This is a genomic window from Nitrosomonas oligotropha, assembly GCF_009833085.1.
Taxonomy (GTDB): domain Bacteria; phylum Pseudomonadota; class Gammaproteobacteria; order Burkholderiales; family Nitrosomonadaceae; genus Nitrosomonas; species Nitrosomonas oligotropha.
Genome location: NZ_QRBZ01000016.1, coordinates 40,886 through 59,006, shown reverse-complemented (window position 1 = coordinate 59,006; position 18,121 = coordinate 40,886). Strand labels below are relative to the sequence as shown.

22 protein-coding genes are annotated in these 18,121 nt (G+C 50.7%); 19 read left to right on the top strand and 3 right to left on the bottom strand.

Annotation, left to right across the window (positions count from 1 at the left end; genetic code table 11):
• Nucleotide 1 precedes the first annotated feature (1 nt).
• Both yihA and hemB read left to right on the top strand, forming a co-directional pair.
• Nucleotides 2-598, top strand: coding sequence for a ribosome biogenesis GTP-binding protein YihA/YsxC (gene yihA, locus ABD07_RS05925; RefSeq protein ID WP_108698788.1), 597 nt, complete (start codon nt 2-4; stop codon nt 596-598).
• A gap of 228 nt (nt 599-826) precedes the next feature.
• A complete protein-coding gene (gene hemB, locus ABD07_RS05920; protein ID WP_160817538.1) occupies nt 827-1,834 on the top strand; it encodes a porphobilinogen synthase in 1,008 nt (335 codons plus the stop codon).
• A 22-nt stretch (nt 1,835-1,856) separates the two neighbouring features.
• On the opposite strand, the gene ABD07_RS05915 is transcribed toward hemB, so the two are convergent.
• Entirely contained in the window at nt 1,857-4,175 is a 2,319-nt protein-coding gene (locus ABD07_RS05915; RefSeq protein WP_160817537.1) for a penicillin-binding protein 1A, read from the bottom strand.
• Between the two features lie 216 nt (nt 4,176-4,391).
• On the opposite strand from ABD07_RS05915, the gene ABD07_RS05910 reads away from it, so the two are divergent.
• From ABD07_RS05910 to ABD07_RS05890, 5 genes are read left to right on the top strand one after another with little or no spacing between them, the layout of a single operon-like run.
• Nucleotides 4,392-5,495, top strand: coding sequence for a pilus assembly protein PilM (locus ABD07_RS05910; RefSeq protein WP_164502773.1), 1,104 nt, complete (start codon nt 4,392-4,394; stop codon nt 5,493-5,495).
• Nucleotides 5,492-6,082: a PilN domain-containing protein gene (locus ABD07_RS05905; protein WP_160817536.1), complete on the top strand. Its 591-nt coding sequence runs from the start codon at nt 5,492-5,494 to the stop codon at nt 6,080-6,082. The genes ABD07_RS05910 and ABD07_RS05905 overlap by 4 nt, the downstream gene beginning before the upstream one ends.
• A 9-nt stretch (nt 6,083-6,091) precedes the next feature.
• Nucleotides 6,092-6,706: a type IV pilus inner membrane component PilO gene (locus ABD07_RS05900; protein WP_160817535.1), complete on the top strand. Its 615-nt coding sequence runs from the start codon at nt 6,092-6,094 to the stop codon at nt 6,704-6,706.
• 3 nt (nt 6,707-6,709) lie between these two features.
• On the top strand, nt 6,710-7,228 hold the full coding sequence (locus ABD07_RS05895) for a pilus assembly protein PilP (RefSeq protein ID WP_160817534.1): 519 nt from the start codon (nt 6,710-6,712) through the stop codon (nt 7,226-7,228).
• Nucleotides 7,229-7,256: 28 nt separating this feature from the next.
• Nucleotides 7,257-9,356 carry a type IV pilus secretin PilQ gene (locus tag ABD07_RS05890; RefSeq protein ID WP_240142436.1) on the top strand — a complete coding sequence of 700 codons (2,100 nt, stop codon included), beginning with the start codon at nt 7,257-7,259 and terminating at the stop codon, nt 9,354-9,356.
• Between the two features lie 7 nt (nt 9,357-9,363).
• Here ABD07_RS05890 and trmL read toward each other — a convergent pair whose 3' ends face one another.
• Together trmL and ABD07_RS05880 are read right to left on the bottom strand one after the other, a co-directional pair.
• Nucleotides 9,364-9,828, bottom strand: coding sequence for a tRNA (uridine(34)/cytosine(34)/5-carboxymethylaminomethyluridine(34)-2'-O)-methyltransferase TrmL (gene trmL / locus ABD07_RS05885; RefSeq protein WP_160817533.1), 465 nt, complete (start codon nt 9,826-9,828; stop codon nt 9,364-9,366).
• A 21-nt stretch (nt 9,829-9,849) separates the two neighbouring features.
• Nucleotides 9,850-10,548: a ComF family protein gene (locus ABD07_RS05880; protein WP_160817532.1), complete on the bottom strand. Its 699-nt coding sequence runs from the start codon at nt 10,546-10,548 to the stop codon at nt 9,850-9,852.
• 181 nt (nt 10,549-10,729) lie between these two features.
• Here ABD07_RS05880 and bioB point away from each other — a divergent pair, with 181 nt between their 5' ends.
• The 12 genes from bioB (at nt 10,730) to ABD07_RS05825 (ending at nt 18,112) form a co-directional block, all read left to right on the top strand.
• A complete protein-coding gene (gene bioB, locus ABD07_RS05875) occupies nt 10,730-11,686 on the top strand; it encodes a biotin synthase BioB (RefSeq protein WP_240142440.1) in 957 nt (318 codons plus the stop codon).
• On the top strand, nt 11,687-12,850 hold the full coding sequence (gene bioF, locus ABD07_RS05870; RefSeq protein ID WP_160817530.1) for an 8-amino-7-oxononanoate synthase: 1,164 nt from the start codon (nt 11,687-11,689) through the stop codon (nt 12,848-12,850).
• On the top strand, nt 12,847-13,617 hold the full coding sequence (gene bioH, locus ABD07_RS05865) for a pimeloyl-ACP methyl ester esterase BioH (protein WP_160817529.1): 771 nt from the start codon (nt 12,847-12,849) through the stop codon (nt 13,615-13,617). Before bioF ends, bioH begins: the two co-directional genes overlap by 4 nt.
• Nucleotides 13,595-14,473: a malonyl-ACP O-methyltransferase BioC gene (bioC, locus tag ABD07_RS05860; protein WP_160817528.1), complete on the top strand. Its 879-nt coding sequence runs from the start codon at nt 13,595-13,597 to the stop codon at nt 14,471-14,473. The genes bioH and bioC overlap by 23 nt, the downstream gene beginning before the upstream one ends.
• A 1-nt stretch (nt 14,474) precedes the next feature.
• Nucleotides 14,475-15,137: a dethiobiotin synthase gene (gene bioD, locus ABD07_RS05855; RefSeq protein WP_160817527.1), complete on the top strand. Its 663-nt coding sequence runs from the start codon at nt 14,475-14,477 to the stop codon at nt 15,135-15,137.
• 22 nt (nt 15,138-15,159) lie between these two features.
• The gene (locus ABD07_RS05850) at nt 15,160-15,345 is read left to right on the top strand and encodes a hypothetical protein (RefSeq protein ID WP_132427682.1); all 186 of its coding nucleotides are present in this window, start codon (nt 15,160-15,162) and stop codon (nt 15,343-15,345) included.
• Nucleotides 15,333-15,629 carry a type II toxin-antitoxin system RelE/ParE family toxin gene (locus ABD07_RS05845; RefSeq protein ID WP_160817526.1) on the top strand — a complete coding sequence of 99 codons (297 nt, stop codon included), beginning with the start codon at nt 15,333-15,335 and terminating at the stop codon, nt 15,627-15,629. Before ABD07_RS05850 ends, ABD07_RS05845 begins: the two co-directional genes overlap by 13 nt.
• Nucleotides 15,626-15,823, top strand: coding sequence for a DUF3175 domain-containing protein (locus tag ABD07_RS15185; protein ID WP_275689491.1), 198 nt, complete (start codon nt 15,626-15,628; stop codon nt 15,821-15,823). Before ABD07_RS05845 ends, ABD07_RS15185 begins: the two co-directional genes overlap by 4 nt.
• 22 nt (nt 15,824-15,845) lie before the next feature.
• Entirely contained in the window at nt 15,846-15,971 is a 126-nt protein-coding gene (locus ABD07_RS15180) for a DUF3175 domain-containing protein (RefSeq protein WP_275689492.1), read from the top strand.
• Nucleotides 15,972-16,016: 45 nt separating this feature from the next.
• Nucleotides 16,017-16,655: a hypothetical protein gene (locus ABD07_RS05835; protein ID WP_160817525.1), complete on the top strand. Its 639-nt coding sequence runs from the start codon at nt 16,017-16,019 to the stop codon at nt 16,653-16,655.
• A gap of 87 nt (nt 16,656-16,742) precedes the next feature.
• Nucleotides 16,743-17,114 carry a YidH family protein gene (locus ABD07_RS05830; protein WP_160817524.1) on the top strand — a complete coding sequence of 124 codons (372 nt, stop codon included), beginning with the start codon at nt 16,743-16,745 and terminating at the stop codon, nt 17,112-17,114.
• Between the two features lie 284 nt (nt 17,115-17,398).
• Entirely contained in the window at nt 17,399-18,112 is a 714-nt protein-coding gene (locus tag ABD07_RS05825) for a PEP-CTERM sorting domain-containing protein (protein ID WP_108698770.1), read from the top strand.
• Nucleotides 18,113-18,121 lie beyond the last annotated feature (9 nt).

Sequence of the window (18,121 nt, the reverse complement as noted above, 5' to 3'; positions counted from 1 at the left end):
CATGCATTTATTCCAAAAAGCGACTTTTTATACCTCCATTAATGATTTACATGCATTACCACAGCATGCAGGGGTTGAAATAGCTTTTGCAGGAAGATCCAATGCCGGCAAATCCAGTGTAATAAATACCTTGGCCAACAAAAACCGGTTGGCTTTCGTGAGTAAAACACCTGGCCGCACTCAGCATATTAATTTTTTTCAATTGAATGAAAATCAATTCCTCGTTGATTTGCCGGGGTATGGTTATGCGAAAGTTCCGGATAACATCCGCCAGCATTGGGAAGGGTTATTAAGTCAATATTTACAAACGAGAGAATCACTGAGAGGCTTAGTGTTGATCATGGATATCCGACATCCGTTCAAAGCGCTGGATATTCAGATGCTGGATTGGTTTATACCGACAGGAAAGACAGTCCATATCTTATTGACGAAAGCTGACAAATTGAGCAAACAACAAGCAAATATGACGTTACAGCATGCGGCGAAATATTTGAATGAATCATATCCGGGCTGTAGCGTGCAGTTATTTTCTAGCTTGGCTCGTAGTGGTATTGAAGATGCTACTTCCGTTATTAATTCTTGGCTAAGTGCTGATTAAATTTCGGGGCTATCTCTGGGCTGATGATTCAAATTGTAAAAAAAGCCCCCGGTTAAAGGGGAGTAAAACCGGGGGGAATCGCCTTAATATCACTTAAGGCCCTGTCTCAGGGAGGAAAGACAGGGGGACGATCAAGATGTCCTTTGCTAAGAGGTCTTATCGACTAGATTAGTTCCTCAAATAAATAGAATTATTTTTTATCATATTATTTTTTCTGATTTTTTATTTATGTCTTTGTATAGCCAATTTCCGCAAAAAAGAATGCGACGCATGCGTCGTGACGAGTTTACCCGCCGTCTCATGCAAGAATCTCATCTTCGTGCAGATGATTTGATTTATCCGGTATTTGTTTTGGACGGAAAGAATCGCAGCGAAAATGTGAAATCGATGCCCGGGATTGTCAGACAAAGTTCGGATCTGTTAATGATACAAGCAGAGAATTGTTTGCGGCTTGGTATTCCTGCACTGGCTATTTTTCCGGTTATTGATACTGAATTTAAGAACCTGACTGCAAGTGAAGCCTACAATCCCGATGGATTGGTGCCTAAAGTAGTCCAGCAATTGAAACAGAATTTTCCCGAGCTTGGGGTCATTACGGATATTGCGCTTGACCCATATACCAGCCATGGCCAGGATGGTCTTATCGATCAGCATGGTTACGTCATGAACGATGAAACCGTCAATGTGCTGCGCCAGCAAGCGCTGGTGCATGCACAAGCCGGTGCCGATGTTGTCGCGCCTTCCGACATGATGGATGGGCGCATAGCAGCAATCCGCAATAGCTTGGATAGTCAACAGTTTATTCATACCCGTATATTGGCGTATTCGGCGAAGTATGCTTCAAGTTTCTATGGACCGTTTCGTGATGCGGTTGGGTCAGCAGCGAATCTCGGCGCGGGGAATAAATACACCTATCAGATGGATCCGGCAAACTCCGATGAGGCCTTATGGGAAGTGGGGCTGGATTTGAATGAAGGAGCGGATATGGTGATGATTAAACCCGGCATGCCTTATCTCGATATCGTGCGTCGTGTGAAGAATCAATTCGGTGCACCAACTTTTGTATACCAGGTGAGTGGCGAGTATGCCATGCTTAAAGCTGCCGCGATTAACGGATGGTTGGATGAAGAAGCCTGCGTGCTGGAATCGCTGCTTTCATTCAAGCGTGCCGGTGCGGACGGAATATTGACGTATTACGCGATCGAAGCCGCAAATTGGCTTAAGAAGAAACAATAAGCCATCAAATAGCGGGTAGGAGTTAGAACAGTTGATCTTGTAAATCCCGGGTAACCTTCGGTGTATGTTCAACCGGATTTTCATTCAGCGGCGGAAGCTGCTCACTAAGGAAATACTCGGTCATATCTCCACCGGATTCCCTGAATCCGGTGGCTGAGTTAATCCGCGCGGCAACGACACCATTGGGCGGCTTGTATTCTGCCATAGCGACGCCTTTCAGCACCGGTCCCATGTAATCCATCCAAATCGGTAACGCGACGCGCCCGCCGGTTTCATTATTCCCCAGCGGTTTAGGCTCGTCATATCCGGTCCAAGCAATGGTTACCAAGTCTTTTTGGAAACCGCAAAACCAAGCATCGATAAAATTACTGGTCGTACCGGTTTTTCCGGCGAGATCGGTGCGTCCCAGTTGTTTGGCTTTGACAGCCGTACCTTGACTCACAACATCCTGCATCATGCTGGTCATGATAAAAGCATTGCGCGGATCAATCACACGTTTTGCCCCATTGGTAACGGAGACGGGTTGGAACTGCTCGATGACATTGCCTTTCTCATCTTCGATTTTCTTGATGAAATAAGGTGCGATGCGGTAGCCGCCGTTGGCAAAAACCGCGTATCCGGCGGCCATTTGCATTGGTGTGACGGAACCTGAGCCGAGCGCCATCGGTAAGTAGGGCGGATGCCGGCTGGCATCGAAACCGAATCGCGTTATGTAATCTTGCGCATACTGTATACCGATCGCCTGCAAGATCCGGATCGACACAAGATTCTTTGATTTGGTTAACGCCGTGCGCATGCGCATCGGCCCTTCAAATTTTCCATCGAAATTTTTCGGTTCCCATAACTGACTGCCGGTCTGGGCTGCGCTGAACGAGAGCGGGGCATCGTTGATGATGGTGGCTGGAGTGAAGCCTTTTTCCAATGCAGCCGAATAAATGAAAGGTTTGAAACTGGAACCCGGCTGCCGCCATGCTTGTGTGACGTGATTGAATTGATTTTTATAGAAATCAAATCCACCGATCAATGCGCGAATAGCGCCATCGTTGGGATCGATGGAAACAAGCGCTGCTTCTACTTCCGGTAATTGAACGATATGCCAGACATTTTTCTGATTTTTTTGCACACGGATTAATGCACCGGGGGTTATGTATTTTTTGCCGGGATCTTTTTTCTCCGCCAAAAATTTCTGTGCGAATTTTAGTCCATCGCCAGTGATTTCAATGACCTCTCCACCCTTTTTATAAGCCTGGACGGAATTCGGTTTAGCCGCTATGACAACAGCGGCATAAATATCATCGCTATCGTTGATTTCATCCAGCGCATCGTCCAATGTTTTTTCTTGATTACCGCCATATTTCATCAGATCGATATAAGCCTCTGGACCGCGATAACCGCGGCGCCTGTCGTACTCGATCACATTTTTACGGAGCGCCTGATAAGCCGTTTCCTGATCCAGCTGCCGCAGCGTGGTATAGACCTTGATCCCTTTATCGTAGGTTTCTTCCTGATATCGATCATAGATGACCTGGCGGACCATTTCTGCCACATACTCGGCACGCATGGCAAAGGTAGACGATTGCTTCTTCACCGGAACGGGTTGTTTTTCCAGTTCACTCAATTCCTCACTGGAAATGTAATTGAGCTTATGAAGCCGGCCCAATACGTACAATTGCCGGCTTTTGGCTCGCTTGGGATTGCTGATCGGGTTATAACTTGAAGGCGCCTTGGGCAATCCGGCCAGCATGGCGGCTTCTACGATATTGATTTCTTGCAATGACTTGCCGAAGTAGGTGTGCGCCGCCGCTGCGAAACCATAACTGCGGTGCCCGAGGTAAATTTGATTCACGTACAGTTCTAGGATCTTGTCTTTGCTGAGGCTGTGTTCAATCTTGAATGCCAGTAGCGCTTCGCTAAGTTTCCGGGTCAGTGTTTTTTCCCTGGTCAGAAAAAAATTCCGGGCGACTTGCATGGTGATTGTACTAGCGCCTTGACGGACACTGCCTGCGGAGAAATTGGAATAAGCCGCGCGCAATACACCCAAATAATCAACACCGCCATGTTCATAAAAGCGATCATCCTCCGCTGCAAGAATGGCTTGTTTCAGATGCTCCGGCACTTCGGAGATACTGACGACATTTCTGCGTTCCGCGCCAAACTCGCCGATCATCTGGCCTTCTTCGCTGTATATGCGTAAAGGTATTTTCGGGCGATAGTCCGTCAGTGTATCCAGTGACGGCAGATTGGAGTATATGACCAGTCCGGCAAAGCCTGCCAGCAGCACGCCGATCAAACCTAATGCGGATAATGTGACAAAAAAATAGTACAACCAGCGAGCAAACATGAATAATTAAGTGATGAAACGGTTAAAATACAAAATTATAGGGGGTATATCTACTGTTTTTCTTTGAATAGGATTTTCCGAATTCTGTCAGAATCAACATCAGCTTTTTAATCTGCTGAATAAACTTGAATTTATCTTGATAGTGGGTAGTAGTTTACCTATATTCGGCTTTAACAGGGTAATTTATAATGCGCGAGTATCGCTTCTAACAGGCCAATGTTCAAGGGAAATTTTGATATCAATTTAGACTTCTTAAAGCTGAAGTCGCCGCCATTGATCGGAGTGGACATCAGTTCCTCATCCGTCAAGATGGTTGAGTTATCGATGATTGGCAAAGGCAATCAAGCTTACCGCATAGAACGCTATGTCATCGAATCCCTGCCGGCTGACGCTATGCAGGATGGCGGAATTGCCAATATGGAAGCAGTGATCGAAAGTCTGCGGCGCGGCTGGAAGCGGATGGGGACGCGGCAAAAGAATGTGGCGCTCGCACTGCCCGCGACCGATGTGATTACCAAGAAGATTGTGGTGCCAGCCGGGCAACGCGAGGAAGATCTGGTTTTTCAAGTAGAGAATGAAGCCAGTCAATACATTCCTTTTCCACTGGATGAAGTGGATCTGGATTTTCAAGTAACCCGATCCGTTCCGGATAACCCGGAGGAAGTCGAAGTGCTGATTGCGGCTTCGCGTAAGGAAAAAGTAGAAGACCGCGTGGCTGCAGCGCTTGCAGCCGGTATGAAGACAGTGATCGTGGATGTTGAGCCTTATGCGGCGCAAGCGGCGTTTGAATTGACGCTGCGTCAATTGCCGGGCGGCGGAAAAGATCAAGTGATCGCATTGGTGGATATTGGCGCAACCGTCATGAAGGTCAATGTGTTGTTGAATGATGAATCGCTCTACACGCGCGACCAGCACTTCGGCGGCGATCAGCTGACACAGGAAATTCACAATCAATTTAATCTGTCACTGGAAGAATCGGAAGCTGCCAAACGCGGCGGGAGTCTGCCGGGAAATTACCACGCGGAAGTATTGCAACCGTTTTGCGAAACCCTGGCGATTGAAGTGATGCGCGCCATTCAGTTCTTTTACACTTCAACGCAATATACTGAAGTGAATTATATTTTTATAGCAGGAGGATGCGCTGTCATACCCGGATTGGATGCCATCATTGCTGCACGTACGCAGGTCAGCACACTGGTTGTGAACCCATTTGCAAACATGGAATTATCAAGCCGCATCATTTCGCGGCAATTAAACCAGGACGCACCTTCTCTTTTGATCGCCTGCGGTCTGGCTTTGCGGAGCTTTGATCCATCATGATCCGCGTCAATCTGCTGCCTCACCGTGAACTGAAGCGTAAAGCACAGCAGCAGCAGATCGCGATCCTGGCCGGTGTGGCCGGATTTCTGGGGATTGCGGCTGTCTGGAGTGTTTATGCAATGATTGACGGTGAAATAGAAAATCAAAATGCCCGGAATCAATTTTTGCAGAGCCGGATCGCTGTTCTGGATACAGAAATTGCTGAAATCCGCAATATCAAAACACAAACTCAGGAGTTACTGTCGCGCAAACTGGTGGTGGAAACCCTGCAGAACAGCCGTTCTGAAGTCGTGCACTTGCTGGATCAGTTGGTAAGGCAACTTCCCGATGGTGTGTATCTGCAAAGTGTGAAGCAGAATGATCAGATTATTACGCTCATGGGGTATGCGCAATCCAATGCCTGGGTATCCATGCTGATGCGTAATCTCGAATCATCGCCTTGGCTTGAATCGCCGCTATTGGTGGAAATTAAGGCGATAACGGTTAATAACATCCGTCAGAACGAATTCAATATGAGAATCAAGCTCAGAAGAACATCGATTGACGATGTGCAAAATTCACCCGCCAACCCCGCTGGAAAATCGTAAGGCTAAAGTATGAATGATTTACTCATTGAATTGCGTCAGCTTGATATCAATCAAGCAGGGAGCTGGCCGGTAGCATTTAAAATTGCTGCTCTGGTCATTTTATTCATTGTCATTGTGATAGCCGGTCATTTCCTGGTGTGGCAAGACCAGACCGAAACCTTGGAGAAAATCCAGGCTGAGGAAGAAACATTAAAAAATACTTACCTTCTTAAAAAAAGAAGCGCGGTCAATTTACCGGCTTTGCGCGCGCAGCTGGAAGAAATAGAACAGTCGCTGAGCGCCATGTTAAAGCAACTGCCGGATAAATCCGAGATGGAAGCGCTGCTGGTCGATATCAATCAGGCAGGCTTGGGCCGGGGACTGCAATTTGAATTATTTAAACCGGCCGAGAAGGAAACGATCAACGCATTTTATGCCGAACTGCCGGTTTCGATCCGGGTCACCGGCGGTTATCATGATATTGGCGCTTTCGCCAGCGATATCGCGCGATTGCCGCGCATTGTCACGCTCAATGACATCTCGATTGCTCCGGGTGCCGATGGAAAATTGGTATTGGATGCGGTTGCAAAGACTTACCGATATTTGGATGAAGAAGAAATAGCAAAGCAAGCTAAGGGTAAATGAACGATGATCAGAAACATATGCCTGTTAGTATTACTTGCAATAGCTTTGACGGCGATGACCGCTTGCAGTCAAAATGACTATAGCGATCTGGAAGCCTTCATTCAAAGCTCCGGTGAAGGTCTGAAAGGCCAGGTCGATCCGCTTCCAGAAATTAAACCGCATCAATATTTCATGTATCAGGCTTTCGATATTCCCAGCCCCTTCGTGCCCCGTAAAAATGGTCAAGTGCAAGCAGTTGCCAGCGGAATTCAGCCGGATTTAACCCGGCGCAAGGAAGTTCTGGAATCCTATCCGTTGGAAAATTTATTGATGGTTGGAACATTGCAGCAGCATGATCTGATTTTCGCCCTGATTAAATCCCCGGATGGCACACTGTATCGTGTGAAAACCGGTAATTATTTGGGACAAAATTTCGGAAAAATTAACCATATTTCGGAATCAGAAGTTAAACTATTGGAGATTGTGCAGGATGGAGCGAATGAATGGACTGAAAAGACGAGTACACTCATGCTGAAAAATTAGAAATAAAACAACCCTAAAGCTACCAATAATGATGAAAAGATATGGTCTCAACATCGTATTAGCAGCACTGTTGATTTGTTTTGCGACGGCAATTTTTGCGCAACAAACGATAACTGCGGAAACACCGTCCAATAGTATCCGTTCCATCGATATTTCCACTTTTCTCAATGGCGAAGTCATCGTCAAACTTGCCTTAGATCAACCGCTTTCCGCTCTGCCGACGGGAGTTGCGTTGGACAATCCGCATCGCATTTATTTCGATTTCCATCAAGTCGCCAATGCTTTGGGCAGAAATGTGCAGGAAGCGGCCGAAGGTGACTTACGCAGCGTCAATATTGTGCAAGTCGGGGATCGCACCCGGCTGGTGATGAATTTGGCAAGACTCATGCGGCACGACATCCGCGCACAGGAAAACATTCTTTTTGTCCGGCTCGTGAGCGTGCCAGAGAACCCGGCAACTGCAACCGTCATCCGGTTTGCGGAAGAAACACCCAATCAGCATATGAATAGCTTGCAGGATATCGATTTCCGCCGTGGTACAAAGGGTGAAGGCCGGATTGAAGTGGACATGACAAAGCCGGGCGCGAGTGTTGATGTGCAAACGCAAGGCGATGATGTATTCGTCGAGTTTGTCGATACAATGCTGCCGGGTAGTTTGAAAAGACGATACGATGTGGTCGATTTTGCGACTCCTGTGCAAACCATCGAAGCATCGAAGAAAGGCAATAACGTCCGGATGCACGTGAAATCCGGCGGACGCTGGGAACATTCGGCGCGGCAATCCGGTACCCGGTTTGTTCTGGAAATCCGCGCATTGAGCGAAGATGAAGAAGAAATTGCAAAGAAGCAACGGGCCAACGGCGGATATACCGGGGAAAGATTGTCGCTTAATTTTCAGGACGTGGAAGTGCGCGCGGTTCTGCAAGTCATCGCTGATTTTACCAATCTGAATATCATCGCCAGCGATTCCGTTGCGGGCAACCTCACGCTGCGCTTGAAGGATGTTCCGTGGGATCACGCGCTCGACATCGTGTTGCAGGCGCAAGGCCTGGATAAACGCAAGACCGGCAACGTTATTTTTGTGGCGCCGCGCAAGGAAATGGCGGACAGGGAATTGCTCGATGTGGAAGCGAAGATGCAGATCGCCGACATGGAGCCGTTGCGTTCGGAGATTTTTCGCCTGAATCACCGCAGGGTCAATTCGATGTCGTTTGAAAGCATGCTCAGCAAACGCGGCACGATCAATGTGGACGAAATCAGCAATACGATTACCGTGACCGATATTCCCGCCCGGTTGGACGAAGTCAGAAAACGTATTCAGAAATTGGATATTTTTGAAAGGCAAGTCATGATCGAAGCGCGTATTGTGGAAGCGACCGATCTTTTTAGCCGTAATCTGGGAGCCCGTTTCGGGATTCAGAACTCAACCAATCTGGGAAGTCAGGGGCTTGGAATTTCCGGCAACCTGGCCGATTCGAGTGCTTTAGCGGGTGGCAGTTCAGCGGGAGGAGGCAGTAATCTGAACGTCAATTTACCCGCGGCGGCGGCGACCGGATTACTGGGCGGACCGGCTGCATTGGGGTTGAGTTTGTTAAAGATTAACAATAACCGGCTCATTAACCTGGAACTGTCGGCGCTGGAGACTGATCAGAAAGGGCGGATTATCGCGAGTCCGCGTGTGGTCACGGCGCATGGTGTGGAAGCGATTATCGAACAGGGCGACCGGGTGCCGTATCAACAAGCGACCAGTAGCGGTGCGACCAGTATCCGTTTCATGGACGCTACACTGCGGTTAAAAGTCAAACCGCTGATTACTTATAATGGCCAGATCGACATGGAACTCAACGTCAACCAAGACAAGATCGGCACCGCGATCAACCAGTTTCTGCCGCCGCCGATCAATACCAAGCAGGTTACGACCAAGGTTCTGGTGGAAAACGGTGGAACGGTGGTGATTGGCGGTATTTTCGATCGCACCGAGAACGAAGTGGTTAACAAAGTGCCGATGCTGGGCGATATCCCGGTGCTGGGTTATGTTTTCCGCAATACCACTAAAGTCGATAACAAACGTGAATTGCTGATTTTTGTGACGCCGCGCATCTTAAGCGAAAACCTTAATCTTCAGTAATTGGCGGTTATTGCCCCGACGGAAATCCAATTTGCCGCCATGCTTCATAAACCACGATGGCGACTGCATTGGATAGATTCAGACTGCGGCTGGTGGCTACCATCGGCACCCGGATGCGTTGTTGCTCCGGAAAAGTTTCCATGAGATGAGCCGGTAAGCCGCAGCTTTCCGAACCAAACAAAAAAACATCCCCGGCGTTATACGCTACCGTGTCGTAGCGCTGTTTTCCCTTCGTAGTGATCGCAAACAGGCGCTGTCCTTGCAAATGCCGATTGCATCCGGTCCAATCTTCATGGACTTTGATCGAAGCAAATTCATGGTAGTCCAGACCGGCGCGGATCAATTGCTTATCTTGCAGCGGGAAACCGAGCGGTTTGACCAAATGCAGTTGTGTGCCGGTATTGGCGCACAGGCGGATGATATTACCCGTATTGGGTGGAATTTCAGGTTGATGCAAAATGATATGAAACATACGGCTATCAAAGTGTGTTGATTAGAATGAAGTAAAAGGACCGGTTTGCTTTATTTCCCGTAAGGCTCTGGCAATCACCCAATTGCTGATTTCAGTAGCACCCTGTCGTTGCAATACTTTAGCCAATTCGTTGAGTGTCGCGCCGGTTGTCATGACATCGTCAACCACCGCGACATGCTTGCCGGATAAATCCATTGTACAGCTAAAAGCTTTGCGGATATTTTTCGGCCGCTCCTTCCACGGCAACCCGGCTTGCGGCAGCGTATGCTTGATGCGGCTGCAACCGTCCGGCAGCAGTGTAATGTCCGTTTGCTTGGCGATGTAACGGGCGATTTCCATCGCTTGGTTAAAGCCGCGTTCGCGGAGCCGTATCGGGTGCAGCGGCATCGGCACGATGACATCAGGCATCGTTTCTACCGCTTCCAGCCGGGCCATGAACAAATGGGCAAGAACCGGTGCGATCGCCAGATTGGTTTGATATTTTAATGCATGGATCAGCGCATCGGCAGGAAAAGTATAGCGCAGCGCTGCAATCGTGCGCGTGAATGCGGGCGGCTTTTTCAAGCAAGCGCCGCAGATTTCCCCCGCCGGTACCGGCCGCAGGCAAACGGGACAATGGTGATCCGGCAATTGCGGTAAATCGCGGTAACACGCTGCGCAGAAATCCTCAATGCTGGCGGTGGCGCATAGCAGACAATTTTTCCGGAACCAGCTTGGCATCGCATTTAATCCGTTGTTTAAAAATCGGCGGTGGTAAAATAACTCACATGAATACAATACTGGGTTTCTAAGGCTATCGGCAATGGGCGCGATCGCTGCAGCATTTAAACAGCACAATAGGTAAATTGATATGAACTTGGATTCACTGACAAGCAACGAAACACAAAACGATCTGGGCGGAATGACCGCGAAATCGCAAGACTCGGCGCATTGGAGCGTGGCGGATATTGAATCATTGCTGAATGCGCCGTTTAACGATCTGATCTATCGTGCGCAAAGCGTGCACCGGCAATATCACGACGCCAATGGCGTGCAATTATCGACACTGATTTCCGTAAAAACCGGCGGCTGTCCGGAAGATTGCGGCTACTGTCCGCAAGCCGCGCGTTATCACACCGGTGTTGAGAATCAGGACATGCTGTCGCTGGACGAAGTGGTCTCTGCCGCCTCCGCCGCTAAAGCTAAAGGCGCGTCGCGCTTCTGTATGGGGGCTGCCTGGCGCGGCCCGAAACAACGCGATATCGAGAAAATGACCGAAATGGTGCGCGCGGTCAAATCGCTGGGTATGGAAACCTGCGCCACACTGGGCTTATTGAAACCCGGTCAGGCGCAGCAACTCGGCGAAGCCGGTCTGGATTATTACAACCACAACCTCGATACCGCGCCGGAATTTTATGAAGAAATCATCACCACGCGGCAGTATGACGATCGTTTGCATACCTTGCAGGAAGTGCGTGAAGCCGGTATCAACGTGTGTTGCGGCGGCATTGTCGGCATGGGCGAGACGCGCCGTTCGCGCGCCGGGCTGATTGCGCAATTAGCCAATCTGAATCCATATCCGGAATCGGTACCGATCAATCACTTGGTGCAAGTCAAGGGTACGCCGCTGTACGGTACGGAAGCGCTCGATCCGCTCGAGTTCGTGCGCACCATCGCCGCGGCGCGGATCACCATGCCGAAAGCCATGGTGCGGTTGTCCGCCGGGCGGCAGGAAATGTCTGATGCGATTCAAGCGCTCTGCTTCCTGGCCGGTGCCAATTCCATTTTCTATGGCGACAAATTGTTGACGACCGGCAATCCCGAAACCGATCGCGATCGCATGTTATTGGATAAGCTGGGGCTGCACGCGCTGTCGTAGATGTTTGCGGATCTGGCTGAGCAACTGCGCATACGCGAACAAAAAGGCCTGCGGCGCACCCGGCAAATCGTCGACTCCCCGCAAGCAAGCCATATCACGATTGATGGGCGCGATTATCTAGCGTTCAGCAGCAACGATTACCTGGGACTTGCCAATCACCCGGAATTGATCGCGTCGGCTTGTGACGGTGCCCGGCTATACGGCGTTGGCGCGGGCGCTGCACACTTGATCAATGGTCATAGCGCCGCGCATCACGATCTCGAAGCCGCGCTGGCGGCATTTACCGGATTCCCGCAAGCGTTGTTGTTTTCCACCGGCTATATGGCCAATATCGGCATGGTCACGGCGTTAGCCGGGCGCGAAGATGCGGTTTTCGCCGACAAACTGAACCATGCCTCGCTGAACGACGCGGCTTTACTGTCGCGCGCGCAATTCATCCGCTATCCGCATTGTGATCTGGCCGCGCTGGAACAACGTCTGGCCACAGTCCAAGCGCGGCGCAAGCTGGTCATTTCCGACGCCGTGTTCAGCATGGAAGGGGATATTGCACCGGTCCGGCGATTGACCGCATTGTGCGAACGCTACCATGCGTGGCTGTTATTGGACGATGCGCATGGTTTTGGCGTATTGGGCGAGCAGGGACGCGGCAGCTTATTTTTGTCGAAAAATGCGCATTCCCATTCGCCGAATCTCGTCTATATGGCGACACTCGGCAAAGCGGCCGGTGTATTCGGCGCATTCGTCGCAGCGCAGCCGGAAGTGATCGAAACCCTGATTCAATCGGCACGCAGCTATATCTACACCACCGCCACACCGCCGTTGCTGGCGCACGCATTGTTGACCAGCGTGCGTTTGATCGAGCAGGACGAATGGCGGCGCGAGGCGCTGCGGCGTAACATCGCGCAATTGAAACAAGGCTTGCAGTCATCGCCTTGGAAACTATTGCCTTCTGTGACACCGATTCAACCCTTGCTGATCGGTGACAGCGTTGAAGCCGTGCGCATTAGCCAAGGATTGCGCGAACGCGGCATGCTGGTTCCGGCCATTCGCCCGCCGACAGTGCCGCAAGGCACGGCGCGCTTGCGCATTTCGTTATCCGCCGCGCACCAGCCGGACGATATTCAGTGCCTTGTCCGGGCGTTGCACGATTTGGCACCGTCATGACGCCATTGCATATCGAAACCGTGGGGCAGGGCCCCGATCTCGTGCTGCTGCACGGCTGGGCGATGCATAGCGGCATTTGGGGCAGCGTTCGTGATGAATTGGCGCAACGATTCCGAGTGCATCTGGTCGATTTGCCCGGACATGGTTTGAGTCCCGCGAGCGAGCCCGGAACATTGGATCATCTGGCCGGCATGGTTGCCGGAATGTTACCCGAACGCTGCATGCTCGGCGGTTGGTCGCTGGGCGGGCAAGTGGCGATGGAATTGGCGGTGCGCGAGCCGCAGCGGGTCGAGAAGCTGGCGCTGATTTCCACTACGCCGTGTTTCGCCAAACGCGACGACTGGGAATGGGGCATGGAGCGCAAATTGCTGCAATTGTTTCTGGAAAACTTGAAACTCAATTACACCACGACGATCAATCGTTTTCTGACATTGCAAATGAGCGGCGACCGCGATGCCAGCAAGATTCTGTCGCAATTGCGCAAAAACTTTTTTCAGCGTGGCGAGCCCGATTCCGGCGCACTGGAAAAGGGGCTGAGGATTTTGCAGCACAGCGATTTACGCGAACGCATCGTAACCATCAAACAACCGGTTTTAATCGTGCATGGCGAAAACGACGTGATTACCCATCCGGCAGCGGCCGATTGGATGCACCGGCAATTACCGCAATCGCGCCACGTGATGTTTGCGCACTGCGGTCATGCGCCGTTTTTATCTTACCCCGAACAATTTGTGGCACATCTCAATGCATTCCGAACAAATTCTTGACAAGAAGCAGCTGCGCAACGCGTTTGAGCGTGCCGCCAGCAGCTACGACCAAGCGGCGGTGTTGCAACGCGAAATCAGCAACCGCATGCTGGCGCGGCTGGAATACATCAAATATAAACCCGAGGTGATTCTCGACGCGGGCAGCGGCACCGGTTACGGCAGCCAGCAGCTGGCTAAACGCTATCCCAACAGCCAATTGATCGCGGTCGATATCGCCTGGACGATGCTCATGCACGCGCGTCCGGACACCGTCTGGTGGCAACGTTTACTGCCTCTGCAACAGCGCAGCGGCTATGTCTGCGGCGATATCGAGCAATTGCCGTTCAAAAATGCAAGTGTCGGCCTGATCTGGTCGAACCTTGCGCTGCAATGGTGCAACGACCTGGATCGCACCTTCGCCGAAATGCACCGCATTCTGCGCGCCGACGGATTGCTGATGTTCAGCACCTTCGGTCCGGATACCTTGAAGGAACTACGTCAGGCGTTTGCGAAAATCGATGGCTATAGCCACGTCAACCGCTTTGCCGACATGCACGACATCGGCGATCTGCTGGTCAACAACCGTTTCTCCACGCCGGTGATGGACATGGAATACATCACTTTGACGTACGACGATGTCATCAGCGTGATGCGCGACCTCAAAGCCATCGGCGCGCACAACGTCATTCAGGGGCGACGGCAGGGATTGATGGGCAAGAACCAGTGGCGGCAGGCGATCGACGCCTACGAAACGCTGCGCCGCAACGGTAAGCTGCCGGCCACGTTTGAGGTGGTGTACGGTCACGCCTGGAAGCCGTTCGATCCGCGTTCGATCTTGACGCCGGAAATGCGGCGGGAATTGGGTTTGCCGCCTTGATATGGGGCAAGGCTACTTCGTCACCGGCACCGATACCGGTATTGGCAAAACCACCGTCAGTTGCGCGTTGCTGCGTGCGTTCGCCGCGCAGGGTCATAAAGTCATTGGCATGAAGCCGGTCGCCGCAGGCGTCGAGAACGGAAAATGGCTGGATGTCGAGCAACTGCTCGCTGCCAGCAACGTGAATGTAACGCGTCAGCAAATCAACCCGTATGCATTCGATCCGCCCATTTCCCCGCACCTTGCTGCGCAACAGGCGGGCAGGGAAATCGATCTGACGGTGATTCAACAGGCTTACCAAACACTCAGCACCCAAGCGGATAGGGCTATCGTCGAAGGGGCGGGAGGTTTCCTGGTGCCGCTCAATCAGCATCAAACCGGCGCGGATTTAGCGCGCGTGTTAAATCTTCCGGTGATCTTGGTGGTCGGCATACGACTGGGTTGTTTGAATCATGCTTTACTGACAGCGCAAGCAATCAGGGCAACCGGTTTGACTCTGGCAGGGTGGGTGGCGAATTGCATCGATCCGCAAATGCTCGCTGGAGCGGAAAATATCGCGACGTTGGAACAGCGGCTGGGTTGCCCGTTGCTGGGCGTGTTGCCGTTTGATTTGGGAATGAATTTGCAAGAAAGCGCCAGACTTCTGAATGTTGTAACATTGTAAGGCTCTTAGAGAGGAGGCCGACATGTCGAGTGTGAAAGAGAAAATGACCGGAATTATTCAATCGCAGCCGGAAGATGCCACGTATGAGGAAATCATGCGCGAATTGGCATTTGAAAGAATGGTCGCGCGCGGACTAGATGATTCAAGGCAAGGACGAGTTTTGTCCAATAGCGAGATGGAACGCCAAATTCGCACATGGCAGAAATAGTCTGGACGCAAGAAGCGGCACGCTGGTTACACGACATTCACGATTATATTGCGCAAGATAATCCGGAAGCGGCTGCAAAAGTGATTGGCGGAATTTTTGAGAAAGCTCAGATTTTGCGGCTCTACCCCGAAATCGGTCAGAAATATCGCGTTGAGCCGGAAGGGGAAATCAGGATTCTGTATTACGGTCATTACCGGATTGCATACCTGCTGCGGCCATCGCAGGTTATCGATATTTTAGGGGTGTTTCATGACGCCATGGATATCGAACGCTATATTTCATGATGCAATATCCAATCAACCAGGTAACGGACTTAATTTTACCCACTATGCCTCAAGACAACCCGCATCATTGGTCCCAGCAAGTCACCGAAACCAGCAATGCCTTGGATCTTGAATCGGGTGTTTTTTCGTGGGATGATCCGCGCAAAATCGCGCTGTCGTTGAAGCATTCCGCCCGATTGCAGCGAACGGCGTAAGGCGGAGCCGTTTGTGTCGGCGATGGCGATGCTCAATTTTTACATCAACCGGGCGGGGAAGCATTTGTCCATGCAGCAGCGCGAGGTGCTGGAGAAAGCCAAGGATGAACTGCGGGAATTGTATGGGAAGCCGCGCATCCAACCATGATCTGTTTTTTTACCTTGCCAATCAGGAATAATTTTCTTTAAACCCATGAGCTACTTAGATTTAACCAACAATCAATTCAATCCCAAAGGTTTCTGGGATCGGCCGCTGGAAAGTGTGAATGCGCCGGCAGCCCATGAGCTGGCCCTGTTCGATCAAAACGGGTACGACTTGACCGGTTTGGAACAACGCTATGCCGAGGCCAATCTGACATCTGCCCATGCGCACCGGGAACACCGGCATGCGATTAAGACGCCTTGGTTTACACAACCGGAACGGGTGGAGGGCGCGGTGCTGAATCACAGTTTGTTGTTCGAGCGCAAAGGGTATCGCGGCGAAGCGTTGCAGCAACTCGAACACTGGGCGCAAACCAATCCGCTGATCTACAAGATCATCCGCATGCGTCCCAAGTGGGGGCTGGATTTCAGCATGGATTACGCCGACCGTGCGGGCAATGTATTTGAGGTGCTGCATTGGGAATACGACGGTTTTGATTACGCGGAAGTGGCCGAACGCAAACAACAGCTGGAAGTTAAATTGGCGGCCACGGATTGGGACGATGCCGCCGCCAGCATCCTGAGACTGAAAGACCAATGGCATCACCTGGATTTTTTTGCGCAAAGCGATTGGAAGTGCAATTACTTCGGTATCGTCAAGGAACGCTTCAAGATGGTGATTTGGGAGTAAGAATCCATCGAATCAACGGGAAATAGCTGCTGAAGTTTCATAGTGCATCGTTTTTCGACCCATTCAGTGTCACGCTAAGGAGAAAGCATGTCGGAACTCAAGGATCCTCGGGTACTCTTTGCAGCGGAGCGCACGCTGCTGGCTTGGAACCGTACCAGTCTTGCCCTGATCGCTTTCGGATTTTTGGTCGAACGTACCGGCCTTCTAATGAACGTCCTCGCGCCGGATCACGTGCATGCTTCCGGTATGGTGCTGACATTCTGGCTGGGGTTTGCTTTCGTCTTCCTCGGCGCAGCCTCTGCGATCTATTCATCCCGCCAGTATGCGGTATTACTGAAAACCCTGAACCCGGACGAATTCCCGGAAGGCTATGGAACCCGCTGGGGCATGCTGGTGAATGTCGCCGTGGCTATCTTGGCTTTGGGACTCATTGCCGTGCTCTACATCGGGCGTTTTTGATGTAATCACTGGGCAAGCAAACGATGCCGTGTTGTGTCCAGAAATTCCAAGTGTTGTGTTATCTAGCGGTTTCTTATCTGCTGCCGCGCTTTATAAGTGATTTAATCAACGCTTTTGGATCGATGATGACTCTTCCCCAAAAATAGTACAACTTACCTATAAAAAAAGTAGTGCTGTCCTATGGTTTAAAAATTTACGAGAAATTACCATCTCTGCGCGAAAGAGTATTAAAAATAAATTGATAAGTAATTTTCTGGATAATTTTAGTCTTGGAAGGAAATAAGATGATTAAGAATAATAAATTAGTTAGTACAGCGGCATGCATTCTAGGATTGGCGGTATTGCCATCGGTTGCATCGGCCGGTTTAAGTGACCACACTTTTGCTTGGACTCACGGGATTGGAAGCGCGCAATTGGTTCTGAACGGCAGCACAACGTATACGGCGACCAATCGCGGCTGGGTAGACGAATTGGGCACCAATAATTTTGGCGGCGCGACAGGAAACTATATCGCGGGTACCTGCGGTTCATCCGATTCATGCGGTGGAAGCGATACGTTTGCGAATAACTATTTCGCATTCGACGTGCATCGCGCTGCTGGCACCACCAGCGCCGTATTGAATTTGTATCAACCGGCCGTTGGAGAGAACGGTGGCGCCGATGGTGGCTTCCTGAGCCAATCTTCTGCATTGTTGTACACCCTGTTCGATGTTTCCGGTAATCCGCTAACCGATACCGGTCTTGGAATTTTTAATGATCTGGCATCCGGTAATGCTTACGGTTCGATTTCGGTTGATTCATCGACTAACGGCAGTATCGTATCGATCACGTTGAATGCCACAGCCGTGGCTGCAATCGACGCGGCTTACAATAGCACCGGCACTTTCTATATTGGCGGTACGGTGAGTCCCGTACCTGAACCCGCAACCTATGGCATGTTATTAGCAGGCCTGGGTCTATTGGGATTTATGGTTCGCCGTAAAAATCAAGCAGTTTAATTTTCAATA

Excerpts from the sequence above, each read along its gene's own strand:
- bioF (WP_160817530.1), top strand. The coding sequence starts at position 11,687 with ATGTTTGCGGATCTGGCTGAGCAACTGCGCATACGCGAACAAAAAGGC.
- ABD07_RS15180 (WP_275689492.1), top strand. The coding sequence starts at position 15,846 with ATGGCGATGCTCAATTTTTACATCAACCGGGCGGGGAAGCATTTGTCC.
- bioD (WP_160817527.1), top strand. The coding sequence starts at position 14,475 with ATGGGGCAAGGCTACTTCGTCACCGGCACCGATACCGGTATTGGCAAA.
- ABD07_RS05825 (WP_108698770.1), top strand. The coding sequence starts at position 17,399 with ATGATTAAGAATAATAAATTAGTTAGTACAGCGGCATGCATTCTAGGA.
- ABD07_RS05830 (WP_160817524.1), top strand. The coding sequence starts at position 16,743 with ATGTCGGAACTCAAGGATCCTCGGGTACTCTTTGCAGCGGAGCGCACG.
- ABD07_RS05835 (WP_160817525.1), top strand. The coding sequence starts at position 16,017 with ATGAGCTACTTAGATTTAACCAACAATCAATTCAATCCCAAAGGTTTC.
- ABD07_RS05900 (WP_160817535.1), top strand. The coding sequence starts at position 6,092 with ATGAATGATTTACTCATTGAATTGCGTCAGCTTGATATCAATCAAGCA.
- yihA (WP_108698788.1), top strand. The coding sequence starts at position 2 with ATGCATTTATTCCAAAAAGCGACTTTTTATACCTCCATTAATGATTTA.
- ABD07_RS15185 (WP_275689491.1), top strand. The coding sequence starts at position 15,626 with ATGATGCAATATCCAATCAACCAGGTAACGGACTTAATTTTACCCACT.
- hemB (WP_160817538.1), top strand. The coding sequence starts at position 827 with ATGTCTTTGTATAGCCAATTTCCGCAAAAAAGAATGCGACGCATGCGT.
- trmL (WP_160817533.1), bottom strand. The coding sequence starts at position 9,828 with ATGTTTCATATCATTTTGCATCAACCTGAAATTCCACCCAATACGGGT.
- ABD07_RS05880 (WP_160817532.1), bottom strand. The coding sequence starts at position 10,548 with ATGCCAAGCTGGTTCCGGAAAAATTGTCTGCTATGCGCCACCGCCAGC.
- ABD07_RS05895 (WP_160817534.1), top strand. The coding sequence starts at position 6,710 with ATGATCAGAAACATATGCCTGTTAGTATTACTTGCAATAGCTTTGACG.
- ABD07_RS05890 (WP_240142436.1), top strand. The coding sequence starts at position 7,257 with ATGATGAAAAGATATGGTCTCAACATCGTATTAGCAGCACTGTTGATT.
- bioB (WP_240142440.1), top strand. The coding sequence starts at position 10,730 with ATGACCGCGAAATCGCAAGACTCGGCGCATTGGAGCGTGGCGGATATT.
- bioC (WP_160817528.1), top strand. The coding sequence starts at position 13,595 with ATGCATTCCGAACAAATTCTTGACAAGAAGCAGCTGCGCAACGCGTTT.
- ABD07_RS05845 (WP_160817526.1), top strand. The coding sequence starts at position 15,333 with ATGGCAGAAATAGTCTGGACGCAAGAAGCGGCACGCTGGTTACACGAC.
- ABD07_RS05915 (WP_160817537.1), bottom strand. The coding sequence starts at position 4,175 with ATGTTTGCTCGCTGGTTGTACTATTTTTTTGTCACATTATCCGCATTA.
- ABD07_RS05905 (WP_160817536.1), top strand. The coding sequence starts at position 5,492 with ATGATCCGCGTCAATCTGCTGCCTCACCGTGAACTGAAGCGTAAAGCA.
- ABD07_RS05910 (WP_164502773.1), top strand. The coding sequence starts at position 4,392 with ATGTTCAAGGGAAATTTTGATATCAATTTAGACTTCTTAAAGCTGAAG.
- bioH (WP_160817529.1), top strand. The coding sequence starts at position 12,847 with ATGACGCCATTGCATATCGAAACCGTGGGGCAGGGCCCCGATCTCGTG.
- ABD07_RS05850 (WP_132427682.1), top strand. The coding sequence starts at position 15,160 with ATGTCGAGTGTGAAAGAGAAAATGACCGGAATTATTCAATCGCAGCCG.